12 protein-coding genes are annotated in these 24733 nt (G+C 39.9%); 4 read left to right on the top strand and 8 right to left on the bottom strand.

The window, feature by feature from the left end; genetic code table 11:
- Positions 1 to 8: 8 nt before the first annotated feature.
- The 3 genes from R2Q84_RS13745 to R2Q84_RS13735 form a co-directional block, all read right to left on the bottom strand.
- Positions 9 to 3374, bottom strand: coding sequence for a SusC/RagA family TonB-linked outer membrane protein (locus tag R2Q84_RS13745; RefSeq protein WP_316817128.1), 3366 nt, complete (start codon positions 3372 to 3374; stop codon positions 9 to 11).
- Between the two features lie 169 nt (positions 3375 to 3543).
- Positions 3544 to 4680, bottom strand: a complete 1137-nt coding sequence (locus R2Q84_RS13740) for a FecR family protein (protein ID WP_316817127.1) — start codon at positions 4678 to 4680, stop codon at positions 3544 to 3546.
- 74 nt (positions 4681 to 4754) lie between these two features.
- A complete protein-coding gene (locus R2Q84_RS13735) occupies positions 4755 to 5336 on the bottom strand; it encodes an RNA polymerase sigma-70 factor (protein WP_316817126.1) in 582 nt (193 codons plus the stop codon).
- 330 nt (positions 5337 to 5666) lie between these two features.
- On the opposite strand from R2Q84_RS13735, the gene R2Q84_RS13730 reads away from it, so the two are divergent.
- The 4 genes from R2Q84_RS13730 to R2Q84_RS13715 all read left to right on the top strand — a co-directional run bounded on the left by R2Q84_RS13730 (position 5667) and on the right by R2Q84_RS13715 (position 12528).
- Positions 5667 to 6251: an RNA polymerase sigma-70 factor gene (locus R2Q84_RS13730; RefSeq protein WP_316817125.1), complete on the top strand. Its 585-nt coding sequence runs from the start codon at positions 5667 to 5669 to the stop codon at positions 6249 to 6251.
- Between the two features lie 97 nt (positions 6252 to 6348).
- Positions 6349 to 7347, top strand: coding sequence for a FecR family protein (locus R2Q84_RS13725; RefSeq protein ID WP_316817124.1), 999 nt, complete (start codon positions 6349 to 6351; stop codon positions 7345 to 7347).
- A 239-nt stretch (positions 7348 to 7586) separates the two neighbouring features.
- Positions 7587 to 10913 (top strand): TonB-dependent receptor, encoded by a 3327-nt coding sequence (locus tag R2Q84_RS13720; protein WP_316817123.1) that lies wholly within the window; start codon positions 7587 to 7589, stop codon positions 10911 to 10913.
- Between the two features lie 16 nt (positions 10914 to 10929).
- Positions 10930 to 12528, top strand: coding sequence for a RagB/SusD family nutrient uptake outer membrane protein (locus R2Q84_RS13715; protein ID WP_316817122.1), 1599 nt, complete (start codon positions 10930 to 10932; stop codon positions 12526 to 12528).
- Positions 12529 to 12608: 80 nt separating this feature from the next.
- On the opposite strand, the gene R2Q84_RS13710 is transcribed toward R2Q84_RS13715, so the two are convergent.
- The 5 genes from R2Q84_RS13710 to R2Q84_RS13690 all read right to left on the bottom strand — a co-directional run bounded on the left by R2Q84_RS13710 (position 12609) and on the right by R2Q84_RS13690 (position 24694).
- Positions 12609 to 14912 carry an aminotransferase class III-fold pyridoxal phosphate-dependent enzyme gene (locus tag R2Q84_RS13710; protein ID WP_316817121.1) on the bottom strand — a complete coding sequence of 768 codons (2304 nt, stop codon included), beginning with the start codon at positions 14910 to 14912 and terminating at the stop codon, positions 12609 to 12611.
- Positions 14909 to 16870, bottom strand: coding sequence for an MGH1-like glycoside hydrolase domain-containing protein (locus tag R2Q84_RS13705; protein WP_316817120.1), 1962 nt, complete (start codon positions 16868 to 16870; stop codon positions 14909 to 14911). Before R2Q84_RS13705 ends, R2Q84_RS13710 begins: the two co-directional genes overlap by 4 nt.
- Positions 16867 to 19965: a glycoside hydrolase family 2 TIM barrel-domain containing protein gene (locus tag R2Q84_RS13700; protein WP_316817119.1), complete on the bottom strand. Its 3099-nt coding sequence runs from the start codon at positions 19963 to 19965 to the stop codon at positions 16867 to 16869. The genes R2Q84_RS13705 and R2Q84_RS13700 overlap by 4 nt, the downstream gene beginning before the upstream one ends.
- An 81-nt stretch (positions 19966 to 20046) precedes the next feature.
- Entirely contained in the window at positions 20047 to 21567 is a 1521-nt protein-coding gene (locus R2Q84_RS13695; protein WP_316817118.1) for a RagB/SusD family nutrient uptake outer membrane protein, read from the bottom strand.
- A gap of 19 nt (positions 21568 to 21586) precedes the next feature.
- A complete protein-coding gene (locus tag R2Q84_RS13690) occupies positions 21587 to 24694 on the bottom strand; it encodes a TonB-dependent receptor (protein WP_316817117.1) in 3108 nt (1035 codons plus the stop codon).
- Positions 24695 to 24733 lie beyond the last annotated feature (39 nt).

Genomic DNA, 24733 nt, shown 5'->3' with positions numbered 1-24733 from the left:
ATGATAAATTAAAATGTTGCATTAACGCTGAATGAAAGTTGTCTTGAAAACGGATAAACTGTTCCCCTTTCCTGTTGTATACTTGAGAAACGGAAAGGCTCAGCCATATTTGCAGAAAATGACAGGTAACTTAGACCTAAATTCTTTTGAATGGCCTTTGATCTCAGCTCGTACAGCAAGTTGATATTCTGGCAGGTGATCGAGTTCTCATTCTCTACGAAACGTGACGTTCTATAAGTGGGAGTTGTAACCAACAATCCTTTAAAAGCAGCATCATCACCAGGTTGTTGCCATCTGTGATCATATACTCTACTGTCTACATTATATTTAAAATCTGCGTTTTCTACTTTATCGATCAGCGTCTGGTTATACATCTGTCCGCCAAAACGGTACCCAAAAGAAGCATTCATTGAAAGGTTTTTATAGCGAACCATCGTGCTGAAATTACCTAGAAAATCAGGATCTGTATTGCCAATGGCACGTAGATTCTGTCCACTCCAATCATAGGTAGGATTCCCGTTTCTGTCCATATAAAGTTCTTTTCCTGTACTAGGATCAATACCCAGAGATGGCATTACCCAAATGGCATTGGTTGAATAGCCTTCAAAATAAAGCTTGGTTGGTGCTGCACCCACTTTATCTTGTCTTGACTTTTGTGCGTCTTTCAGTGCTTTTGAAGTTTCGATAATCATGTTCCTGTTTTGAATCACAGCTCCCGTTACACTCCAATAGAGCTCGCCAGGTTTGTTTACCAGAACTCCGGTAACTTTCAACTCAAATCCCCGGTTACGCATTTTACCGATGTTTTCAATGTAACTGGAGAAGCCATTTGAAGCCGGCAAGTCAATTTGAGAAACAAGATCCTTTGTTGTTCCTGTATAATAATCGCCGACTACTTTAATTCGACCTTTTAAAAACTCTGCATCAAAACCAATATCATATTTCAAGGCTTGCTGCCATTTCAGATCTTTGTTGCCTAACCCCAGCAAATATGCCCCAGTCCAGTTGAAATAACGATCAGCGGAGTAGTACCGGTAGGTAGACAATGCCTGATAAGCATTAAAGTTTTGCGATCCCGTGATCCCAACTGATCCTCTCAGTTTTAAACGATCTACAATACCATTGTTTTTCATGAATTCTTCGTTGTGCATATTCCATCCTAATCCGGTAGACCAGAAAGGTGCAAAACGTTGGCGCGAACCAAATTGAGAGGCTCCGTCTAAACGGTAAGAAGCATCAATAAAATAACGGTTATCGTAAATATAGTTTACGTTTCCTGTAAAGCCCAAGGCTCTTGTTAAGCTTTCATTTCCAGTAGGTGCTTTATCTTTTCCATATTGTAAAGCCATAGAAACGAAATCAAAATTAGGGTTGGCAAAACCTTCTGCCAGGAAACCATAAACAGCATTCTTATTTTGCCGAACGTTAAAATCAAAACCACCAAAAATCGTGTGTTTTCCGTTAAAGGTTTCTGAATACTGTAAGTTTAAGCCACCATCATAGTTAAATGAATTGCCGATACCATAGTTATAATCACCCTTACGGAAGATGTCGACACCACTATAATTAGCAAAAGCAGTATGATCTGCAGGTCTGAACTTATCAGTTTGGGTTGTTCCTTTAGATATGCCGATTTGTCCTCTTAATTGTAAACTCTTAAGTATACTCCACTCTACAGAAGTATTATTGGTTAGTTCCGACGTTTTACCTTTGTCAAATACATTCAATGTGGCATTGTACAAAGGACTGGTTGGTAATGGAAACCATCTGCCTTCATAATCATTGGTCCCGGGATCGCCCATAATTTTCAATGCTTTCCCTTGTGCATCATAAGCTCTCCAGTAAGGGTTCATTCTTACATAATCACTAAATGATCCGTACGGGGATTCTGATGATTTACCTTCGGTAATGATTAATCTGTTGCTAAATTTTATATTTCTATAGGTATAGGCCAGGTTTACTGTACCGTTAAAGGTATTCCTTGCTGATCCCTTCATTGCACCTTGAATGTTATTTACCTGTGCTGATGCGGAGTAACGGAAAGTATTATCCCCACCAGAAAGTGAAAAATTATGACGCTGCCCTACACCTGTACGAAGAGGCATATCCAACCAATAAGTATTTACACCACTATTCACTTCATTAATCAGGTAATTATAATAGTTTTTAAGCTTCAAATCAGCCTCTGGTGCTGCATTATTATATAGACCTACCCGCTGCTCCAGATCTAGTTTTTGTCTGGCATCTAAAACATTATAGTCAGATAAATCTGCCATTTCTATATTCACATCCGCACGATAGCTGATCTTTAATGATCCCGCTTGCGGCAATTTGGTGGTAATTACAATTACCCCATTTGAACCACGCGAACCGTAAATAGCTGTAGCTGCAGCATCTTTTAAAATGGTAATGGACTCCACCTCATTTTCATTGATATCTAACATCCGTTGAAGTGTAGATTGAAAGCCATCTAAAATTACCAGGGGGGTATTCAGTCCAGATAGATTGTCAAGATCATCAATATTTGGTAAACTTGAGTTTCCTCTGATTTGGATATCAGGTAAGCGGTTTGGGTTTGATCCGAATGAATTGCTTTCAATGATATTGAAAGAAGGATCGATATTTCTTAAAGAAGTAATCAGATTTCGGTTACCGAAAGAAGCCAGTTCTTTCGCAGTTACAGTAGTAGATGATCCGGTAAAGCTTTCAGCAGACTTTTTGAATATACCTGTTGAAATGACCACTTCATTCATTTCATTTTCCGAAATTTCAAGTTTAATGGTTAAAGTAGACTGGTTTGCTTTAATCTTAATTTCCTGAGGCTTATAGCCTAAATAGGAAACTACCAGCACATCATTTTCTGATACACCCTGAATCCTGAATTTCCCATTTTTGTCGGTTGCCACAACTTTAGCTGGTATTCCTTTAATCCTAACGGAAGCTCCGGGTACGGGTTTATTCGTTTCATCCAATACTACGCCCGTTATTTCTTGCTGACGCACAACTGGTACCGCAGCTTTATTGGTAATGGTAATAATCTTATCTTCTATAATATAGGAGAAGGGCTGATCGGCAAAGCATTCATCAAGTACCTCCTTCAAGGGTTTATTTGTTACCTTAATGCTTACTGGTTTGGCAGATTTAATCTGCGGTGTGGTGATGACAAAGTCATAGCCGCTCTGTTTTCTAATTTCTCTGATTACTTCATGTAAAGGCGCTTTATTTTTATTCAGGCTGATGCGCTGCGCAAAGCTGGCTGCACTTACGTGAAGTAAAGAGGTGAATAATATGATAATGGTCAGTTTCATAATTCGCAGTATCTGATTTGCTGTACCAGCAAATTGTCTACGCTTAAATAGCGCATAAAAATTCATACATTTGAGTTTAGGCCTTTTAACTTGTGGTACACAAGGCTTAAGGTCTTGGTTTGGAATTAGTTGATTAGTGTGTAAGCTATATTTAATTGAATAATCCGGCCATCAGCCAGGGGTGGGTCCAATCACTCCTGGTTCTTTTTAGGACTATCTTTAGGTAGAGATCTGATTACATAACGATTACCCTCCTCCCTTCAATCCTAAATTTCACATTTCCTGTCTTTTCGAGGGCCTTAAGTACTTGTACTAAAGATTTATCTCTTGATATCTCTGCATTGAAGCCAATTGGGCTTTGTTTTCCTTCATATACCACCTCTATGTCATACCATCTTTCAAGCATATCCATAATAGTTTTGATGTCGTTGTCTACAAAAATAAAGTTGCCATTTTTCCAGGCTATCACTTCCTCTGTATCGACTTCGGCAATGCGTACTGCTGTACCTACAGTAGCCTGCTGACCAGGCTTTAACATATATTCTTTGCTGTGCTTTGTGAGTTTTACACTACCTTCCAATAAGGTAGTTCTATCAACCACTGCCCCAGGGTATGCGTTTACGTTGAAATGTGTACCAAGTACCTCTACTTTCTGATCAGAAGCAGAAACAATAAACGGCCGTTTTTTATCTTTTGTAACTTCGAAATAGGCTTCTCCTGATAATTCGACTTTCCTATCCTTTAACTGAATAAATGAGGAAGGGAATTTTAATTTACTCGCCGCATTGAGCCATACTCTTGTACCATCGGGTAGGTTTACCTGGTACTGACCGCCACGTGGGGTAGAAATTGTATTGTACTCAGGTGTTTTATCGGCAGCTCCATTTTTGGCCATACCATAAACCAATTGCCCGTCGGCCGTTTTACTGATCACAATGCCAGATTGTTTTGCAACTTTACCGGTTGCCGCATCATCCAGACTAATCGCGGTACCATCAGCCAGTGTAAGCATGGCTTTATTAGTCCCTGGTTTTACATCATTTTTAAATCTTACGGCCTGACTTTCTGTTTCTACCGGGATTTCTTTTTCCTGCTTAAAAAAATACAGCCCTCCTACAGATAGGATTACTGCTACAGATGCCACAGCAGTATATTTAAGCCACAGCGGAATGATATTGTATTTTGGTTCATGAACAGGTAAACCCGCCCAGATTGCTTTCCCTACCCGGTCCAACTCTTCCTCATCAGGCATAAAGTCACTATTGTTCAGCTCATGTATGTGCCAGCTTTCCACAATCGCCCTTTCCTCATCTGTACAGGTGCCGGCTTTGTATTTGTGTAAGAGATCTTCTGATTTGTAATTATGCATCATCTAAGCTGTTTAATAGGGTTGCTTAGATAGATGTAGGTTAAGTAGCAGACAGGGAGTAGATGAATTTTAAAAAATTAAAAATTAATCGTCACAAATATCGAAAACAGCTTTAGCTTTCCTTTTAAAATTTTCACAGCATTGCTAACTTGCTTTTTAACAGTGAGATCGGAAACACCAAGCTGATCGGCAATTTCTTTGTGAGAAAGTCCTTCATTCCTACTCAATTCAAACATTTCTCTCATTTTCGGAGGTAGTAAGGAAATTTCCTTTTCAACAACAGCTACCAGCTCTTTCAACCTAAGCTCTTCATCGGTTATATAGACCCCTTCTTCAATAAATTGTTGCAGGTATGCTTTATAATCAGTCCGTACTTTCCTGTGATCCAACAAATCAAAGATTCTGTAACGCACTGAAGTGTATAGATATACCGATAGCGAAGATTTGATCACCAATTCGGGTCCTTTATTCCATAAATAAGTAAAGACTTCCTGCACAATATCTTGTGCATCATCTTCATCGGCCATAATTTTACGTGCATACACGTACATGATTGCCCAATACCGATTGTAGATTTGCTCATACGCCCTTCTCTCTCCTGCTTTAAAAAGCAAGAATAGTTCATCGTCAGGAATACGGCTTAAATCTTCTTTTTGCATGTATTCAGGAGCGCTTGAATTAATTCAATACAAAAATAGGGATTTAAATAAGTTTCAATGTCTATACAACGTATAAAATTGGATAGGTTGGGCAATTAAAAATTCCTTTAAAAAAATTCGTAAAAATCAGACAAATATGTACCTTAACCAAACCATTTATAAACACCGAACAACCATTTAGCAGCAGTACAGTTAAGACTGAGCTAATATTATTACTAGCACTTGAATAAAAGAACTTCCCCCGAAAAACGATACATTAAATAAATGTTAAGCGCATTTAACTAAAACATAATAAAAGAAAATCGAGCAAGTAGTTAATTTAGTTGCGTAATGGCGAATAGAAATTTATCAGATTATGAACTGTTAAAAAGATGCAAGGAAGGCAATAGCCGTGCATTTGATTTGCTATTCGACAGGTATTTTAATAAATTAAATCACTTTGCCCTGAAATATATCCGTCAACAATCGGTAACAGAAGAACTGATTATGGACCTTATGCTAAAAGTATGGGAAAAGAAAGACAGCTTCAGGGAAGAGGGTTCTTTAGGCCCCTACCTATTCAAATCCCTCAAAAATGCAATGATTGACTACTTCCGAAAAAAGGAACTTTCAACCACCCCCATTTGCAAGCTAGTGGAAGATTCTTTTACTCAAGACACCACCAATGAAGCTGTTTCTTATAATGAGCTTCAAAAAATCTACCTTGATTCCCTTAATCAATTGAGTCCGCAAAGAAAACTCGTATTTGAGATGAGCAGGCATGAAAATCTTAGCTATCGTCAAATTGCCGACACCTTAAACCTCTCTGTAAAAACTGTAGAAAGCCATGTTTCTACGTCTCTTCTTTTTCTTAGAAAAAAAATGAAGAACCACGTCAGCCTGCTGATCACCATCATCAATATTCATTTTTTATAACTAATAATCAAAGTGTTATAAAAAAATAACTTTTCTCATTCAGGGTATTTTTCCGTTTTTACGTATTCAATATTGAAGGCCTAAATGCCAAAGCAAATTGAACAAAGCACTACTTAAAAAATACTTAAATCATACCTGTAACGATCAGGAACTGGAGGAGGTAAAACAATTTCTGCAACAGCCAGATTCAACAAGCCTATTTAACGAGGTGATTGATGAAGCCTGGCAGGAAATGGAAGCACCTGAACTGAATATTCATGCCATGGTAACTTATCGCCGGCAATTGATGGGAAAGCTTCAAAGTGAGCCTGAGCCCATTGTGGAACCGACTAAACTCTGGCCAAAAAAACTGATGAGATATGCCGCAATTCTCATCCTTCCAATCCTGTTCGGCTTATACCAGCTATCTAAATATAAAACAGCATCTCCCGCTAAGGTTGCGCTGATTGAAACTGTTAACCACAAAGGACAACGCTCAAAAGTTACCCTTTCAGATGGGACCTTAATTTACCTTGGCTCAAACAGTAAAATACGCTATCCTAAAACTTTCTCCAAAACCAGGGAAATAGAATTAATAGGTGAAGCATTTTTCAAAGTTAAAAGAGACACCGAACGGCCATTTATTGTCCATACCAATAACATCCAGACTAAGGTTCTTGGCACTTCTTTCAAAATAGAAGCATTTGAGGGAACCCCAATTGAAGTGAGCGTGGCAACGGGAAAAGTGAGTGTAGACCGGCTTGCAAACGCAACCGACATACGGCTAAGCCCAGTTGCGGTCCTTACACCCGGGCACCATGTAAGTTGGGACGAAAAAACAAAAAAATCAATCTTAACAGACGTATCACCTGAGGAACTGGAACTTTGGAAAGACGGTGTGCTCACTTTTAACAATCAACGTTTAGCAGATGTAATGACTGTATTAGAACGGCATTATGATATTAAGATTCTTATCCCTTCCATTGAATTGTCCAATTATCGTATAAACACAACTTGTTCTTTAAACGAATCTATAACTAAAATTATGGAGATAATGGGTAAAGCGGGAGGTTTTAAATACAAACTGGAACACGACCAAATTACAATTTCTAACTAAAAAACCTAACCTATGTAAAGAGAAAAACTACCTAAAAAAAACGCCCTGTTAAACAGGGCGCATTTAACTAAATCCATTTAAGTCATTGGTTTACGAGGCCTCAAGACTTAAAGGATCCACATCTGAGTTAATTGACTCAGACGGCTATAGATTCATCCCATTTTATTTGGAAAAAAACCTACTAAACAAACAAAAATATGCAAAAAGGATTGTACCTACACCCATGTATCAGATTTATTATGAAGATATCCGCAATTACATTAATTGTACAGCTGACTTTAACAGGAATGTTGTTTGCGAACAGCGCCAATAGTCAGGATCTGAACAAGATACAGTTAAACCTAAAGCTAAAAAATGCAGGTTTAAAAGAATGCTTCCAAACACTACAAGAACAAACTGGCATAAAATTCTCTTTTGGAGAGGCGTTGATTAAAAAGAATGCAAAAAAGACGACCATTAGTGCTGGTCAGATTTCCATGGAAGCAGCATTAAAGCTAATTCTTGGTAACACCAACCTTCGGTACACACAGATTGACAACAACCTGGTCATCGACGAAAAACCTATACCGCCAGTTGAACGAATTGTTACTGGTACCATAACAGCCGATGATGTTGAAGGCCCCTTACCCGGAGTTACAGTTCAAATAAAAGGGACAAATAAAAGAGCGGTAACCAATTCAAATGGTAAGTACAGCATTTCTGTTGACAACGACCAGTCTGTGCTTATTTTTAGCTACATAGGTTACCTTTCACAAGAGGTTACCGTAGGTAAAAGTTCGACGCTTAACATTGTACTCAAAACAGATAGAAAATCCTTAGGTGAGGTTGTCGTGATTGGTTATGGAACGGCAAAGAAGGAAGACCTTTCATCTGCGGTATCCTCTGTCCCCGATATTGAAAAAGCGAAAGATCGTCCGGTTTTAAGTATTGGTGCTATGCTCCAGGGGAAAGTTCCGGGTGTTACAGCTATAAATAATGGCGGCCACCCTAATAGCAGCCCTTCCATAACAATTAGAGGCTCTGGATCCCGTGACAATGGAAGCTATGTGCTTTACGTAGTAGATGGTGTTCCAAATGCCCCATATAACCCTGCGGATGTTGAATCTGTTACGGTATTAAAAGATGCGGCTTCTGCAGCCATCTATGGTGCTTTTTCCGGATCGGGAGGTGTAATTCTGATTACAACGCGGCAAGCCGCCCAAGGCAAACCGAGTGTGGAGTACAGTGGCTTTACCGGGTTAAAAAACGCCTGGCGTTTACCACAGTCACTCAAAGCCGAAGATGAGGCCAGAGTTGCCAATTTAGCCCAAACCAACGCCGGCTCTCCTCCTCTTGGTGGATGGGACGCAAACCTAAACCCTTATGCACAGGTGACCAGAACAGACTGGATGGACGAAATTTTCAGAACAGGTTTAATTCAAAGACATAACATCAGTGTAAACGCCGGAACGGAGAAATTCTCTAATCTAATTCAGGGACGTTATGAAAAAGAGGACGGTACATTAATAAATACTTACAGCAAGAATCTTTCCCTTCGTTTTAATTCAAGTTACCAGTTCAACAAAAATATAAAATTACGCCAGGAACTGTTCTGGAACAACAATGACAATCGTGGAACTAACGCTTCCAGTGGGTATAGTGGAAGTATTCTCTCGGCCATTTACATGCCCAGATCTGCTACCCCTTATTACGAGGATGGAACTTTCGGCGGAATTGGTCCAAGAGATTCCCAATACCTGGGTATACATGGTGATGCCATTAATCCTGTAGCTACTTTACTTAGAAACAAACCTTATAACAAAAGTAGCGACTTACAGTCTGTTACCGAGCTTTCTGTATCAGAAGTTATAAAAGGATTAACCGTTCTTTCCCGTTTTTCTTATCGCCAAAACAATGGATTATGGAAAAATTTTGAACCAAAAAGGTCTGAACCAGGTAAACCAAACGAACAAAACACTTTAACTTATGCCACTTCCAAAAGGGATTCATGGATTTGGGAAAATACGGCAAATTATAGCCGAGTATTTAACAGGCATACCATTGGGGCAATGGCTTCTACTACTGCACAGGAAAATGGAGACCGCGGCTATTCAGCCGCAGCTAAAGGCTTTGACAGGGAACAGGACTGGGCACAGTTTTTTATAAACGCCTCTATTTTTGATCAGCTCAAACCTACTGATTATGAAAATAAAGAGCGTAATATTTCATACGTTGCCAGGCTGTCTTACAGCTGGGCAGATAGATATTTTCTAACAGGAAGTTATCGCTACGATAATGCAGGACGTTTGGCAGCAGCCAACCGTCAAAAAGGGTTCCCAGCTGCTACTGCAGGCTGGAAAATTAGTTCCGAACCCTTCTTTAACCTACCAATGGTGAACCTCTTTAAATTACGTGCCAGTTGGGGAAGGGTAGGAAATCTCGGGTCCATACCACTTTATTATGGTTATTTACCTTTGTCTACCGATTATCTTTACCAGATTGGTAATGGGGCCCCGCAAACTAACGCCACGTATGTTGGAAGCCGTTACAATCCCGATCTTAGCTGGGAAACATCTGAGCAATATGACCTTGGTGTGGATTTAACTTTATTAAATAACAGGCTAAGTATCACAGCTGATTACTTCAATAAATTAACATTTGACCTGATTAAAGAGCAGGATACGGAGTGGACAAACACTTTTGGATATAATGCTCCAATGATCAATCAGGGTAGAATTAAGAATACAGGATTCGAAGTTGCCGCGAACTGGAAAGATAATGCAGGTGCGTTCACTTATGATTTCGGCGCCAATATTGCAACCTTAAAAAACAGGGTAGATTACATTGATGAGAACCCAAATTCATATTGGGCATATGGTGATAACTGGAGAGAGGTTTTGACACCTTACAGATCTGTAGTTGGCCAGCCTTCTTATGCTTATTGGTTAATTAAAAATGAAGGTATCTTCCAATCTGATGCTGAGGCAAATGCTTACGTAAAAGATGGCCAGAAAATCCAGCCTAATGCCAAAGCCGGAGACCTGAAGTTCAGGGATTTGAATAATGATGGAAAAATTGATGATGGTGACCGTTCGTACATGGGCAGTGCTTTCCCTAAACTGACTTATGGTTTCACCACCAACCTTAGCTGGAAAAACTTTGATTTCAGTTTATTCCTGCAAGGTGTAAGTGGCTCAAAATTATTCCATGCATTTAAACAATCTACATTAAATGGTTCGGAGCAAGGCTACAACAGATGGGATAAAATCCTTGACGCATGGTCGCCAACAAACACGGGTTCTGATATCCCACAAATCTCCGCAAGTGATAAAAACAAAAACTTCCAGACAACATCAGACTGGTACCTGGAAAGTGGAGATTATCTACGTATAAAAAATGTCCTTTTAGGCTATACTTTTAACAAAATGCCATTTAACTCCAGTTTAAGGATTTTCGTTAGTGCAGAGAACCTGTTAACCGTTACCAAGTATTCAGGAATGGATCCGGAAGTAGGCGGCATAGGTCTTGATGGTGGGCAGTACCCGGTATCACGCATATATTCACTTGGACTAAAACTTAAATTCTGATTAAATCAACCAAATCATGAAAAAGAAAACTAACTATATCCTTATAGTCTTCCTATCAATTTTATCTATAAGTGGATGTAAAAAAGGCTGGATAGACACAAAACCGAATGGTGCTCCTACTACTGCATTTTTCTGGAAAAGCGAAGATGACATTATGAAAGGTACAGCTGCATTCTATGTAGCTATGCGTTATGAGTCGACCTGGGGAAGAGATCTTTTCTGGGTACAAAATGCGAGTGATGATCTTGTTGTGGGCAGATCGAAAGCAGATGGCGAGAACATTAAAAACTTTATTCCTACCGGAAGAGAAGGGTACATGCGCAGTGGATGGGATGATCTTTACGCGATGATGAACAGAGCGAATGAAGCCATAAAAAATATACCCACTGTAACGGCTGCCAGTGAAGCCCTTCGCAACAGGGCCTTAGGTGAGGCTTATTTTATGCGTGGTTTTTCTCATTTCTGGATTGCTTATATCTGGGGGCATAAAGATCAGGGTGTTCCATTTGAGGCTGCTGAAAACCCTGAGTACGGTAAAAGGATCCCTCCTCAATTAAAATCGGTTACAGACAACTATGCGCAGATCATATCGGACTTACAAAAAGCGTCTGAACTACTTCCTCTATTTGAAACTTACGGCGACGCCGACCGTGGCAGGGCACACAAAGTAGCTGCATGGGGTTATATGGTAAAAGCTTATGCGTATTGGGCACAATATGATAAAAGCAAATGGCAGCCTGTTCCGGCCCTTTGCGATAGAATCAAAAATGAAGGCAACAGGCGTTTAATCACCGGAAAAGTAGATGGAAAAACCAATTACCGAAGTGTATTTACGATTGACAACAACTGGACCTCGGAATATATGTGGTCTGTTACTTCAGGTGTACAGGGTGGTTCTGAATTTCCCGGTGTAATATTGGAGAACAAAGGCTGGGGCGTTTTCAATGGCTGGGGATACTTCCAACCTACGCTGGAACTTTATAATGAATATGAAGCCAATGATCCAAGACGTGAGGTTACCATCTTAAAATTTGGCGATAAATTCACTTTCTTCGGAGAGGAAAGGTCCTATTATTCAACCAATAGTCTCTCAGGTTTCCAGATTAATAAATACATGGAGCCTTATAGTTATGGTACTGGTGGAAATGCTGGTACCAACACTAAGATTAATCCTAGTGGAGATTATCCTTCGACCATGCTTAACGTTTCTTTGATGCGCTATGCCGAAATCCTACTATTTAAAGCAGAGGCATTAATAGAACTGGGAAGAAGTGGCGATGCTGCAGCCCCTTTAAATGAAGTTAGAACGAGAGTCGGCTTAACTGAAATAAGCAATCCAACATTAAATGATCTAAAACATGAGCGTCGTGTTGAACTGGCTTGTGAATGGACTGATCGTTTGGCAGATCTAAAAAGATGGGGAGATTTTGCGAAGATTAAAGCACCTCTGCATGGACGCATTCACGCAGATAAAACAAATCCTAATTCCCCATTTACAGTAATAGAAATATGGCCTGCAAGGAACTTTGATCCGCAGAGACATATGGCATGGCCGGTAAATCCTGATGAAATTTCCCGAAGTAACGGGGCTTATAACCAAACTCCGGGCTGGTAAAGCTATAAAACAGAAAAGGGTGTCCACTATTTTCGGACACCCTTACTAAGAAAAAGTTGATCTTTTACAACACGACTTATTCAAATCCTCATCGCCAGTACTTCATCAAGGTTCATTAAAAAAGATCTCGCATTTTCAATATTGAACAACATTGGTGGTTTAATTTTTAAAACATTATGTAATGGCCCGTCTGTACTCATTAAAAACCCTCTATTACGCATTTCTTCAACGATTTCATCAATTTCGGGAACTGCGGGTTCCAGCGTTGCTCTATCTCTTACCAGTTCGGCGCCTACAAACAAGCCTTTTCCCCGCACATCTCCAATAATTTTATGTTTTTGCATAAGTTCTTTGAGTCCTTTGATGAGATAATCTCCGGTTTCAACCGCCCTTTGCTGCAATTCCTCCTCCTTGATCACATTCCATACGGCTATCCCGGTTTCCATAGATACCGGATTACCTCCATAGGTATTAAAATACTCCATACCGTTGTTAAATGCAGCGGCAACTTCCTCCGTTAACACCACCGCAGCGAGCGGATGCCCATTACCAATTGGTTTACCAAGTACGACGATATCAGGTTCAACATCTTGCAGTTCAAAACCCCAAAACTGCTCACCTACTCTACCAAAGCCCACCTGTACCTCATCGGCTATACATAAACCTCCTGCAGCCCTCACATGTCCATACACTGCCTTCAGGTAACCATCCGGTAAAGGGATCTGTCCGCCAACACCAAGTAAGGTTTCACAAATAAAGGCTGCAATCCCTGTCCCTTTGTCTCCCAGACCTTTTATAATATCAGCAATATCATCGGCATATTTCTCGCCAGCCTTTTCATCGCCATATCGGTAGTTTCCACGGTATAAATCGGGATTCATTCCTTTATGAATATAAGGTTGTTTTCCTGCACCTCCCTTACCATCAAATTTGTAAGGACTTAACTCCATTGCCACAGTTGAGGTTCCATGGTAAGCATGATCCAATACAACAACATCCTTTTGCCTGGTAAAGTGTCGGCTAATTCGTATGGCAAGATCATTGGCTTCACTACCAGAATTGCAGAAATAGCAAACTTTTAACTTTGGTGGCAGACTTGCAGTAATCATTTTTGCGTAGGCTACAAGGCTATCATGCAAGTATCTCGTATTGGTATTCAGTTTCGCCAGTTGCTTTTGCATGGCCCGAACAACTACAGGATGACAATGTCCAACGTGACTTACATTGTTTACACAATCTATATAGGTATCACCTTTGTCATCATACAAATACTGTAAAGCACCTTTGATGATCTTTAAATTCTTTTTATAACTGATGCTCAAATTCGCCCCTACAACATCTTTTCTTTCTTTTTTCAAAGCGGCATCTTCTGTTTCCTTTCCCATTACAGAAGGGTAACCACAACATATATTGAATCGGTCCTGTGCAAGCAGGGGGTTAATCTTTATCCATTGATACAATAACTTCCATGCATCGTTTTCAGAAACAAAATGATGCTCATTATCACTCTCGCTTCTTAACCTGGCAGAAGTAATTACACTCATGCAAAGACGTGCTGCAATAAGATAATACAATACGGAAAGTTCGGTTTCTGTTAAGGGATAGGTCTTGTGGTAGCTGGTTATCAATACCACGGCCCTGTCCAATGGGCTATCGCTCTTAAACATTGAGTAAGTGCAGGCTATCGCGACATTATTGATTAACTCGCTTTCCACCATATCTCCGAAATCAATAATTCCGCTAACTGTTGCATTCTTTACCAGGACATTATAATCATTTGCATCATTGTGAATTACGGCCTTTCGAAGTAGATAACGCAAAGGCAATACCTCCATTTCATATTGCAACAGAAAGTAATCAACCATGGTTCTTTTTTCATGGTCTTTAATGTGATGCAGGTATTCCTTACAATTCATTACCTGTGCAAGGTCCCATTCCGTAAAACGATAAGCAGCCGGATGAGAAAAACCTGTAAGATGACGATCCATTGTAGCCAGTAAAGTCCCAAGACTCTCAAAAATAGAATCCGGGAATTCCGTTAAATCGCCGATAAAGGTCCCTTCCAAAAAGGAAAGTACCCGAAGGTATGAAGTCTTGTCCTCAGCATTTATTACAGTCAGATCTTTGCCTTTCACATTCGGCAGAATCTCTTGTATTTTAATTTCGTTATCCCTGGACCGTAAATGCTCCATTATTTTTAGCTGGGCTTCTAAAAATGATACATTAACAGGTTCTGTAGTCAGTTTCGCAATAAACTTCCCTCCTGATACATCCTGGAGCAGAAAATTCTGGTCTTCATAGCCATGGATCTTTTCAATAGAAAATACCTCTATTGCATAATGTGTATGTATGAGTTCTTTAATATATTGTTCGGAAAGTATCATAAATTATTTTCTTTTAAAAGCATAAGTAAATGTGCGGCAGACCAGCTAAAATTTCTGGCATTTAATCCCTTTCCGCTAAGAGGATGATAGTTTTCACAGATTGGCCCAGCTCCTTCCAGCCCCTCTGCGTTTTGTAACAGTTCATTCAAGAATGAACCAGCCTCCTTATGAAAGCCATATTTATGTAAGCCGTTTAAACCAAAATATACCTGGTCAAGCCATACCGGACCTCTCCAGTATCCTTTTGTAGGGTCGAACTTTGGGTGATCTGCCGTTAGTGTAGGCAGGGGTACTTTGGTATTAAACTTATTTTTATTTTGTATGATACGTAAAACAGATTCAGCTTGTTTCCCGTCAGACAATCCAGCCCACAAAGGAATCCAGCCTTCAGGTCCTTCTGCTGCGATCCATTCTCCGTTGATCAGTCTATCATAATAGAAAGTTTTATCTTTATGGTAGAACCTTTCATTGATCTGTTTTTTTAAAGGTTCAAGTTGTTTTCTCCAGTCTTTTGAATCACTGGCCAATGATAGTACATCTGCAATCTTAGCGAGATATTCTTTTTCAGCGTACAGGTAAGCATTCAAATCAACAGACTCCTGATCTAAGGACCATGCATAATCATTATTTTTAAACAACACGGCATGATCAAAACGGACCGCATTGTCCATTCCACTCTCCCATGCTGCCGCAATCCGGGTACCGTCGGTAGCTCCATACTCACATAATCCGTTTTTATTATGGTCACGGTTTTTATACCACCATTGATGATAGCGAACCAGCTTAGGATATATTGCTTTTAAAAATCCTACATCATTTGACTGTTCATAAACCATCCAAACACTCCATGCCGCCAGTGGTGGTTTGGTATCTCTCCAGTTATTTTCTTTTTTATCGGCATACACACAATCTGCAATCATGCCATGCTCATCCTGATAATCAAACATGGATAAGATATTGCTTTTCGCAAGTTCATGGTTAAAATAACTTAACCCCACCGCTTGTTTCCAGCTGTCCCAACTCCAAAAGCCATAAAACCCCTGGTAGTTAAGTGATGGGAACACTCCGTCGTGCAACAAATCCTTCGCCTTACTCCTCCAGTTCGTCATCAGTGTAACAATTGATTTTACTGCAATTCTTTTTTGAACAGTATCTTTCAGCTCCTTTCCGGAAGCACTAAAATAACTATGCAGATAATTGTTCCATCGCTGTTCATTTGCCTGGAACAGGCTTTTAAAATTTTCTGTATTTAACTTTTGTGGTACTTTTTCCGGTTCAAGATCGTAGCGCTCTTTACGGGCTATCGTATAAATTTCCCCTGGGGGCAATATAAAAGCAGAAGTCTTTGCTTTGTAGCCAACAGGGTTCAATTCAAACTGAAGTTGTTCCTTTGCCTGAAAGCTGACTTGAAAATGGTGTCCCTGATTAAACGCTATATCAATTAGATTTTTTTTCTGCTTTAGTTTTGCATCTTTTAACAACACCGTTCCTGACCATTCTAAGCGCAATTGTTTTTTCAAATTGGAAAGATTGGTGACAATCGTATTCACCATAGCTTCACGATTGGAGATAAAAATGAGTTGCATACTGATCTTCAGGTCATCAATCCATAACTCCTGTTCCAAAAGTCCCGGATAATATTGAGCTGAAATTCTGGCTTTGCTCAAATCTATGAGCTGACCGGATTGATAGATGGATAACTTAGCTATGAAATTTGCAAGCCACTGACCACTCATATCCATAACCATCGGGCCTATAAAAGTACCTTGGTCTTTCGAATCCACGGGCAAGGTATAGGCATGCCAAGCTCCCATATCTGAGAACACATTTGCTTCAATAGCTGAGGGCTTGGTTACCTGATGGCCCAGTTTTAAAACATTTGGAAACTGTTTTCTTAAACTCTGCGCAAAAACGCTACTCAGGGTTAAACTGAATAATATGACTAAATACTTTTTCATCTACTTTTTTCCTCTCCTGTTAAATCCGTTTGTTTAAATATTGGTCTAAGGGTAAAAGAATACTGATAGTCTTTGTAAGGCAACCGATATTGTGGGTGTGTTTGTGCACCCCAGCTATTATCTCCTCCTACACCCATCTGCTGAAGATCAATATTCCACCAAATCAAATCTTCATTAACCATTGAGCCTCCGTGAACATTTTCTTTGGCATCCTTATCAAAGTCCAGGTTTTTCATATCAAAATGCAATATCCCAGTACTCAATGGTGATTTACCAATAGCCATTAATCCGGCTCCCCTCTGGTCCTTCAACGCCACCCATTGTACGTCCGTGCGGTAACCACTTTCCTGCGCCCTTGGGTATGGATAAAACAATTCTTCTGCCTTCATCTGATACAAATCAATATCCGCAGCGTACTTACGATCAACATAATTATCATAAGGACCGCGGCCAAACCAACTAGCTTGTTCATAATCAGAATTTAATATCAGTCTCATTCCTATCCGCTGTGGCTCCGGGTAATTCTCTTTTCCTACCTTTAGCTGGTAACTGATATCGACCTCACCGTTCCCCTTAACCAGGTAGGTCATGTTACAAGTCGCTTCAACTGCCGGGAGCCAATGCGAAGTCTCCAGCAAGTGGCCCGAAGCCATATCACTGACTTTGAATTCTTTCAATACCGCAGTTTGAAAGGCATTTTGCCATACTTTACTTCTGATCTGCAAACTATTGCCGATATCATTATCGGTTGCAGCGCGCCAGAAATGAGGTTCAAGTGCTTTTTGGATCAGCTCTTTTCCTTCAATACTATAACTTTCTAATAAGCCCGTGTGCTCATTAAAACCAATCATTACCTTTTTCCCATAAAACTGAAGCTGATGCCCTGTTTTCTTTTTTGTCATTCGCAGAGATTTCGCGAAAAGCTTTTTTTCTTGCTTTTCTAAGGACGGTAACCGAAACTGTTCCTTCGCAATTACAAAATCCAAAGGCAAAAGCCCTGTCATTTCTTTGGTACGGAATTCCAATGTTATGAAATAGGCCACCCCTTCTTTTTTCACAAAAGAAGGTACACTTAAACGAAGTTCTTTCTCTTTCCCCGGTTCTAAATTGAAGTCCTCAACCACTGCTTCAGCTACAACCTGTCCATCCCCCTTAATTACCCATTTCAATTTATATCCCGACAGATTAGTAAAGTCAAATCTGTTTTTTAATCTGAAGATATATTGCGCCAGGTCGACTGTTTCAAATCCAACGTTCTGATAAACCTTTTGTAATTCATAGGCCTGTGGATGAAAAGTCCGATCTGCAGATAAAAGTCCGTCTGCACAAAAACTGGTATCACTGGTTAAGCCTACCGTCCCCATATCACGACCAAATCCCCATATCTTATTCCCTTTTTTGTCCTTTATCGCAAAAGTCTGATCAGAAAAATCCCATATAAAACCACCCTGCAACTGGGGATATTTATAAATTAAATCCCAATCATCTTTGAGGTTCCCTCCACTATTTCCCATCATGTGTGCGTATTCACACTGGATCAGCGGACGGCTACGCCATGTTTTTACATAGTTTTCCATTATTGTAATGGACTTATACATTGGACAAAAGATATCAGAATATCGCTCATCTTTTGTTGCTTCATATTGAACAGGCCTGCTGTCGTCGTTTGCTTTTAACCAGGTATAACATTCCTTCAGGTTTTCGCCGAAACCACTTTCGTTCCCGGTAGACCAGGTGACAATACAGGTAAAATTCTTGTCCCTTTCAAACATCCGCTGTACTCTGTCCAGATATGCATTTTTCCATAACGGTTTATCAGACAGGGTCTGCAACGGACTAAAGCTCATACCATCACATTCAATATTGGCTTCATCTACTACATACAACCCATATTGATCACACAAGGCATACCATCGTTCTGAATTGGGATAATGACTGGTCCGCACCGCATTGATATTCAACTCCTTCATCAACCGGATATCCCTCAACATATCAGCTTCAGTTATCACCTTTGCAGTAACCATATTGTGTTCGTGCCGGTTTACGCCTTTAATATTCAGCGCCATGCCATTTACCAGGAATAGTCCATTTTTAACCTCCACAGTTCTGAACCCCATTGGATGAACAACACTTTCAACAAGCACTCCTTTTGAATTCAGATGACTGATCTTTAATTGATAAAGATTTGGGTGTTCTGCATTCCAGCTTTTCACAGCTGGTATTTCCGTCTTGAAATTAAATACCTGCTCTGTCTTAATCTGGCGATCAGCCTGGTACACCACTTTACCGGAAGCATCAGTAAGTTCTACTATTAATGACCCTTGTTCTTTTTTATCCGGGGCTTTATTAAATATAGCCTTAAGATCGAGTAACCCATTTTTAAAGTGTTCATCCAATGTCCCCTTTACCTTGAAATCAAACAGGTGAAAAGCTGGTCTGCCAATCAAATATACACTTCGCTCAATACCACTTAGCTTCCACATATCCTGCCCTTCCAGATAAGTTGCGTCACTGAATCGAAATACCTGAAGTGAGACCGTATTTTTACCTTTTTTTATGGCTTTCGTGATGTCAAACTCTGTAGGTGTTTTGCTGTCTTTACTAAAGCCTATGTATTGCCCGTTAATCCACAAGTAAAAAAAAGAATTAACAGCTCCCAGGTGTATAAAAACCTGCTTGCCTGTCCATGACGGATCAATCTCAAAATCTCTCTGATAAGATCCAACAGGATTATAATCCTTAGGAACATGCGGCGGATTAATGGGAATGGGATATTCTACATCTGTAAAAATATATTTATCAACCCCTTCTGTTTGCCAGTTGGCGGGCACCTTTATCTGTTGCCAATCTTTGGTCAGCTCACTGTTTTTAAAAAAGTCCAGTGACCTTAACGATGGATTTTCAACGATCTTAAACCGCCACGTTCCGTCAAGTGAAATTCTGGAAGCCTCCTGCGGAATAAAATAAGCATGTACAGGGGCTGTATTGAAAGATGGTCTTTCCGGATTTTCCCAATCATTTTGCTGCGCAGATAAAAACTGGGGCATAAAAAAAAGACAAAAGGCGAGAAAGCGTGAAGTTTTATAAAAATTCATCGGCAAAAGGTGATAAAGCCAGTTGAAAAAAAAGTTTTTCCAACTGGCCTATGTTACGAGACTAATTATTGAGCGTGTAGACTACTGAGCTTGTGGATTGTTATTTACTTCTTTAAGTGGTGTAGGATAAAAAGCTTTATCAGCGGTAAACTTCCTGCCTGCAGCTTGCATATTCTGACTTAAAAGACCCCAGCGTCTTAAATCATAAAAGCGGCTCCCTTCAAGTGTAAATTCCATTACCCGTTCATGAACAATCTGGTTAAATACGGCCTGTTTATTCCCTCCTGCTGCATCGGGGAGATCAACTCTATTGCGTACGTCGTTCACATAGTTGATCGCATCGGGATTGTTTTGTTCATTTAAGACCTCTGCAAACATTAACAACACATCAGCATAACGCATTAAAGGCACGTTAATCGCATTAGACATTCCAATACGATCTGGAGTAGCAGGAATCCACTTCCTAAAAGCTATTGTTTGTGCAGCCGCACCAAAAGTTGCGTTATAGGTCTTTCCATAAACCCGGGGATTAGCAGAATCGTTAAAGTAATCATCCCTGAAATACATCGTTTGGAATACCCTTGGATCGTAATTGCCATTCACAATTTTACCTTCACTCAGCATTTCGGTTAGCAACCGTGGCGTTCCATAGATCTCGCCATAACCCCCAAGTTCCGATGCAGCTACCCAATCGCTAAGATAAGAGCGGTAATTAGCCCCACTTGACACATCGGCCGTTTGCTGAAGCTCAAATACCGACTCTGTACTATTTCTTGTAACCCCATTAAACATGTCGCCAAAATCAGCATCGAGGATGTACTGTTTGGAAAGGATTACTTTTTCAAGCCAGTTCTTAGCTTCAGTATAATAAGCTGCTACGTTCGTTTTGTCATCACCTGCACGATAGAGATATACTTTACCCAGATAAGCCTGAGCAGCACCTTTGGTAACCCTGCCAAGTTCTGTTGCAGGTCTTACAGATCTCAAAGGAAGATCCGGTTCAGCCTCCTTAAGATCTTTTAGTATAAAATCATAAACCTCGATACGTGAAGAAAATGGTTTAGAAAGATCTGCATCAGATGTAGGCACTTTATCTCTGATAATTACTTTGCTAAAATTATTCAACAGCTTAAAGTGATAGTAAGCCCTTAAAAATTTAGCTTCAGCAATAATTTGCCTTTTACTCACATCATCTATTGCTGAGGTACTCATTTTACCCACATTTTCGATTACCTGATTTGAAAAATTGATGCCCTTATAATTCTCTCTCCACAATAAGTCAATCGCATAGTTCCCTGAAGTAAAATCAAAATTATAATGTTCAGTCCACCATGGATAATTAAAGGCATCTGCTCCCGGTACAACATAATCTTCTCTGTAAAACTCACGTACCGATCGGGCTTCAACATAATTGTCCCAACCTACAAAACCTTCCAGTTGTGAGTAGGCGGCCGACAGACCAGAAAGCGCCCTGTCTTTATTGGTCCAGAAATTATCTACAGTTAACTGATCCGGAACCTGTTGTTCCAGTTCACTTTTCTTACATCCTGCAACTGCAAGCAATACGATGCATAATCCTATATATAGTTTATTTGCTTTCATCTTTAGAAAATTGAATGGATTAAAAAGTCAATTGAACACCCGCCAGTAATCTCTTATTTTGCGGATACAACATTCGGTCTACTCCTGTATCCAAAGCACTAAATGTTCCAACCTCGGGATCCAGACCTGAATACTTTGTCAACGTAATCAGGTTCTGACCGCTCAGATAAACCCTCAGCTTTGAAAACTTCATTTTCTTTAACAAATCCTGAGGAAGCGTATACCCAAGCTGAACTAACTTTAACCTTAAGTATGCTCCATTTTCCAGGAACCTTGTCGACTCCCTTGCATTTCTGTTTGGATCTCCCAGCACAGCACGGGGCATATCGGTATTGGTATTTTGCGGTGTCCAGGCATTCAATGTACTACTTAAAAAGTTCCTTCCCGCATCCATTCCTTCCAATTCAAATCGGTTTCCATTGTAGAGTTTGTTTCCACCCACACCTTGCCAAAAGAGTGACAAATCGAAGTTCTTAAACGAAACCCCCAGGTTTAAACTGTATTCGTATTTGGCAAATCCTGATCCCTGGTAAGTTTTATCTTTCTCATCTATGGTTCCATCACCGTTTGTATCTCTAAATTTTATATCACCAGCCATAGCTTCTGGCTGTAACACATCGCCCTCTGCATTTTTATAATTAGCAGCTTCCGCATCCGACTGAAATATTCCGTCGGCTTCATACAAATAAAATGCACCAATTTCTTTTCCCACAATAGTTTGGGTAGGGATATGATCTGTGCCAAACCTTAGTCCTGTGCCAAACAATACCTGGTTTGAATTGGCAAGACTAACTACCTTGTTTTTTAATAGGCTAAAGGCTCCGCCCAGATCAAAGTTCCAGTCGTTTTTAGTAAAATGGTAGTTTGTTTCGAGTTCTAAACCTTTATTAGAGATTTTTCCAACGTTCAGAATAGGGTCTCTTAATCCTGCTGATGGAGGTACTTCCTTCGTGATCAATAAACCATCCGTTACATTTTCATAATAGTTTAATGAACCTGTTAATGAACTATTGAACAATCCAAAGTCCAAACCAAGGTTTTTAGATTTTATAGTTTCCCATTGTAAATCCCGGTTTAGCAGCGTATAACTTGCTGAGCCTGGCCAGGGTGTACCTCCAGATCCCTGAACATAACCTCCAGCCCAGGTATTGGACGTTGTAATCAATGCCTGGTGATCATAATAGCCCAAAGCGCCTTCGTTTCCAAGCTCTCCATAACTTGCTCTAAGCTTTAAATTGTTCAACCATGTTACATCTTGCAGGAAGCTTTCTTTATTCATATTCCAGCCCACCGACACAGAAGGGAATACACCATATCTTCTGCCTTCACCGAATACAGAAGAACCGTCACGACGTACTGAAACCTGCAATAAATACTTATTGTCGTACGCATAATTTAACCTGGCTAACGTCGACAGGCGTACATATTTATTGTTTGATCCGGCAGCATTGAAGGTTCCACCCAATCCTGCTGTAATTGTATTAAAATCGGGATTACGAAATCCGCCGGGCACCTCTGTCTCAACAATCCTACCATTTACTACAGTTCTAATAATTGTTTTCCCATCCACTGATGCGCTTAAAAAGCGATTAGTTTTTTCCTGTGCCGTATAACCAGCGAGTAATTTAAAGCTATGTTTTTCTATATCCAGATCATAGTTTAACAAATGTTCCATTAAACGCTCTTTGTAATTTGAAGTACGGTTAAACACATTAGGATACGACACCTCCGGATCATTGGCATTTGATCTGAAGGAGGGGTTATGTGAATAATCGTCTGTTTGGGCATTGATATAGCTCAGGTTTGCAGTATAGCTTAGTCCCTTATAGAGCTTCAGATTAAATTTCACATTTCCGGCCAGATATCTTGTCTTGGAATTTACGTCCATAAAATGATCTGTTCCAATAGGGTTTTGAAATTTAGGAAGATCATCTATGGTTAAGGCATACCCATATTTCTCATTGCTATCAAAAACGGGAAGTAAGGGAGACTGGAAGTAACTGTCTTTCAGATTAAATTTAGCAGCTTCAGTAATTGTTTCCGTATAAATGATGTTACTACTGACATTCAGTATCCCTTTGGTAAAGTCGTTCCTTGATTTTACAGATTTCTTATTAAAATTAGATCCAATAAAAGTTCCCTTATCGTCGGTCAAATCACCACTTAATGCATAAGTCAGGTAATCACCGCCACCACTTAATCCAACATTGTAATTTTGTGAGACCCCTGTTCTGTTAATCAGGTCCTGCCAGTTGGTATTTACACTGCTCGTTTTTGCAATGTAAGCCGGAAAATCGGCAGGATCGACCTCGGCATTGGTGTACATCATATTATGAAGTTTTTTGTACCCATCTGCATCTAAAAAACTATACTTATCCGTAGGTTTTACCGTACTGTAGGCAGCAGAAAAATCAATTATTGGTGCACCTTTTTTACCCTTTTTTGTCGTGATCAAAATTACCCCATTTGCACTATTTGATCCGTAAATGGAAGCTGCGGCACCATCCTTTAATACTTCTACCGATGCAACATCATTACTACTCAAATAATATGGATCTCCGGGAACACCATCAATAATATACAGCGGCTGGTGTACACCAAATGTACCAATTCCTCTTAACCGTACATCTGAAGACTGACCAGGGTTACCTCCGGGACTGCTAACAGATAAACCTGCAACTCTTCCCTGTAATGCATTTACGGGGTTGTTAGATGCAACCTTACCTAATTTCTCCCCGCTAACAGAACTTACCGCACTAGTCAGGTTACTTCTTTTCTGGGTTCCATAACCGACCACCACAATTTCCTCCAGACCTTTCGTATCCATTAGTAGTTTAATACTCATCTCTTTTCCGGGAATTGCAGTTACTTCTTGTGTTGTAAATCCTATGGCTGAAAACACCAGGATATCCGTTCCGGATGCTTTAATGACGAAACGCCCGGAAGCATCAGAAGCAGTACCAATAGAAGTTCCTTTTATTTTGACACTGACACCAGCAATTGGCTGGTCTATTTCATTTAAGACCTGTCCTTTGACCAGATTGTCCTGGGCAAAGCTTTCACCTGTATTGAACAAAAAAAATAGTCCAAAAAGAAAATGAATTGGCCAACGTAAATTTTTAATCATAATATTTGGTTTAAAAAGTTGATTTAATTCCGAACCTGC

Source organism: Pedobacter nyackensis (assembly GCF_032678475.1).
GTDB lineage: Bacteria > Bacteroidota > Bacteroidia > Sphingobacteriales > Sphingobacteriaceae > Pedobacter > Pedobacter nyackensis_A.
Note: the sequence above shows the minus strand (reverse complement) of the source record. Positions and strands in the feature narration are given on the sequence as shown.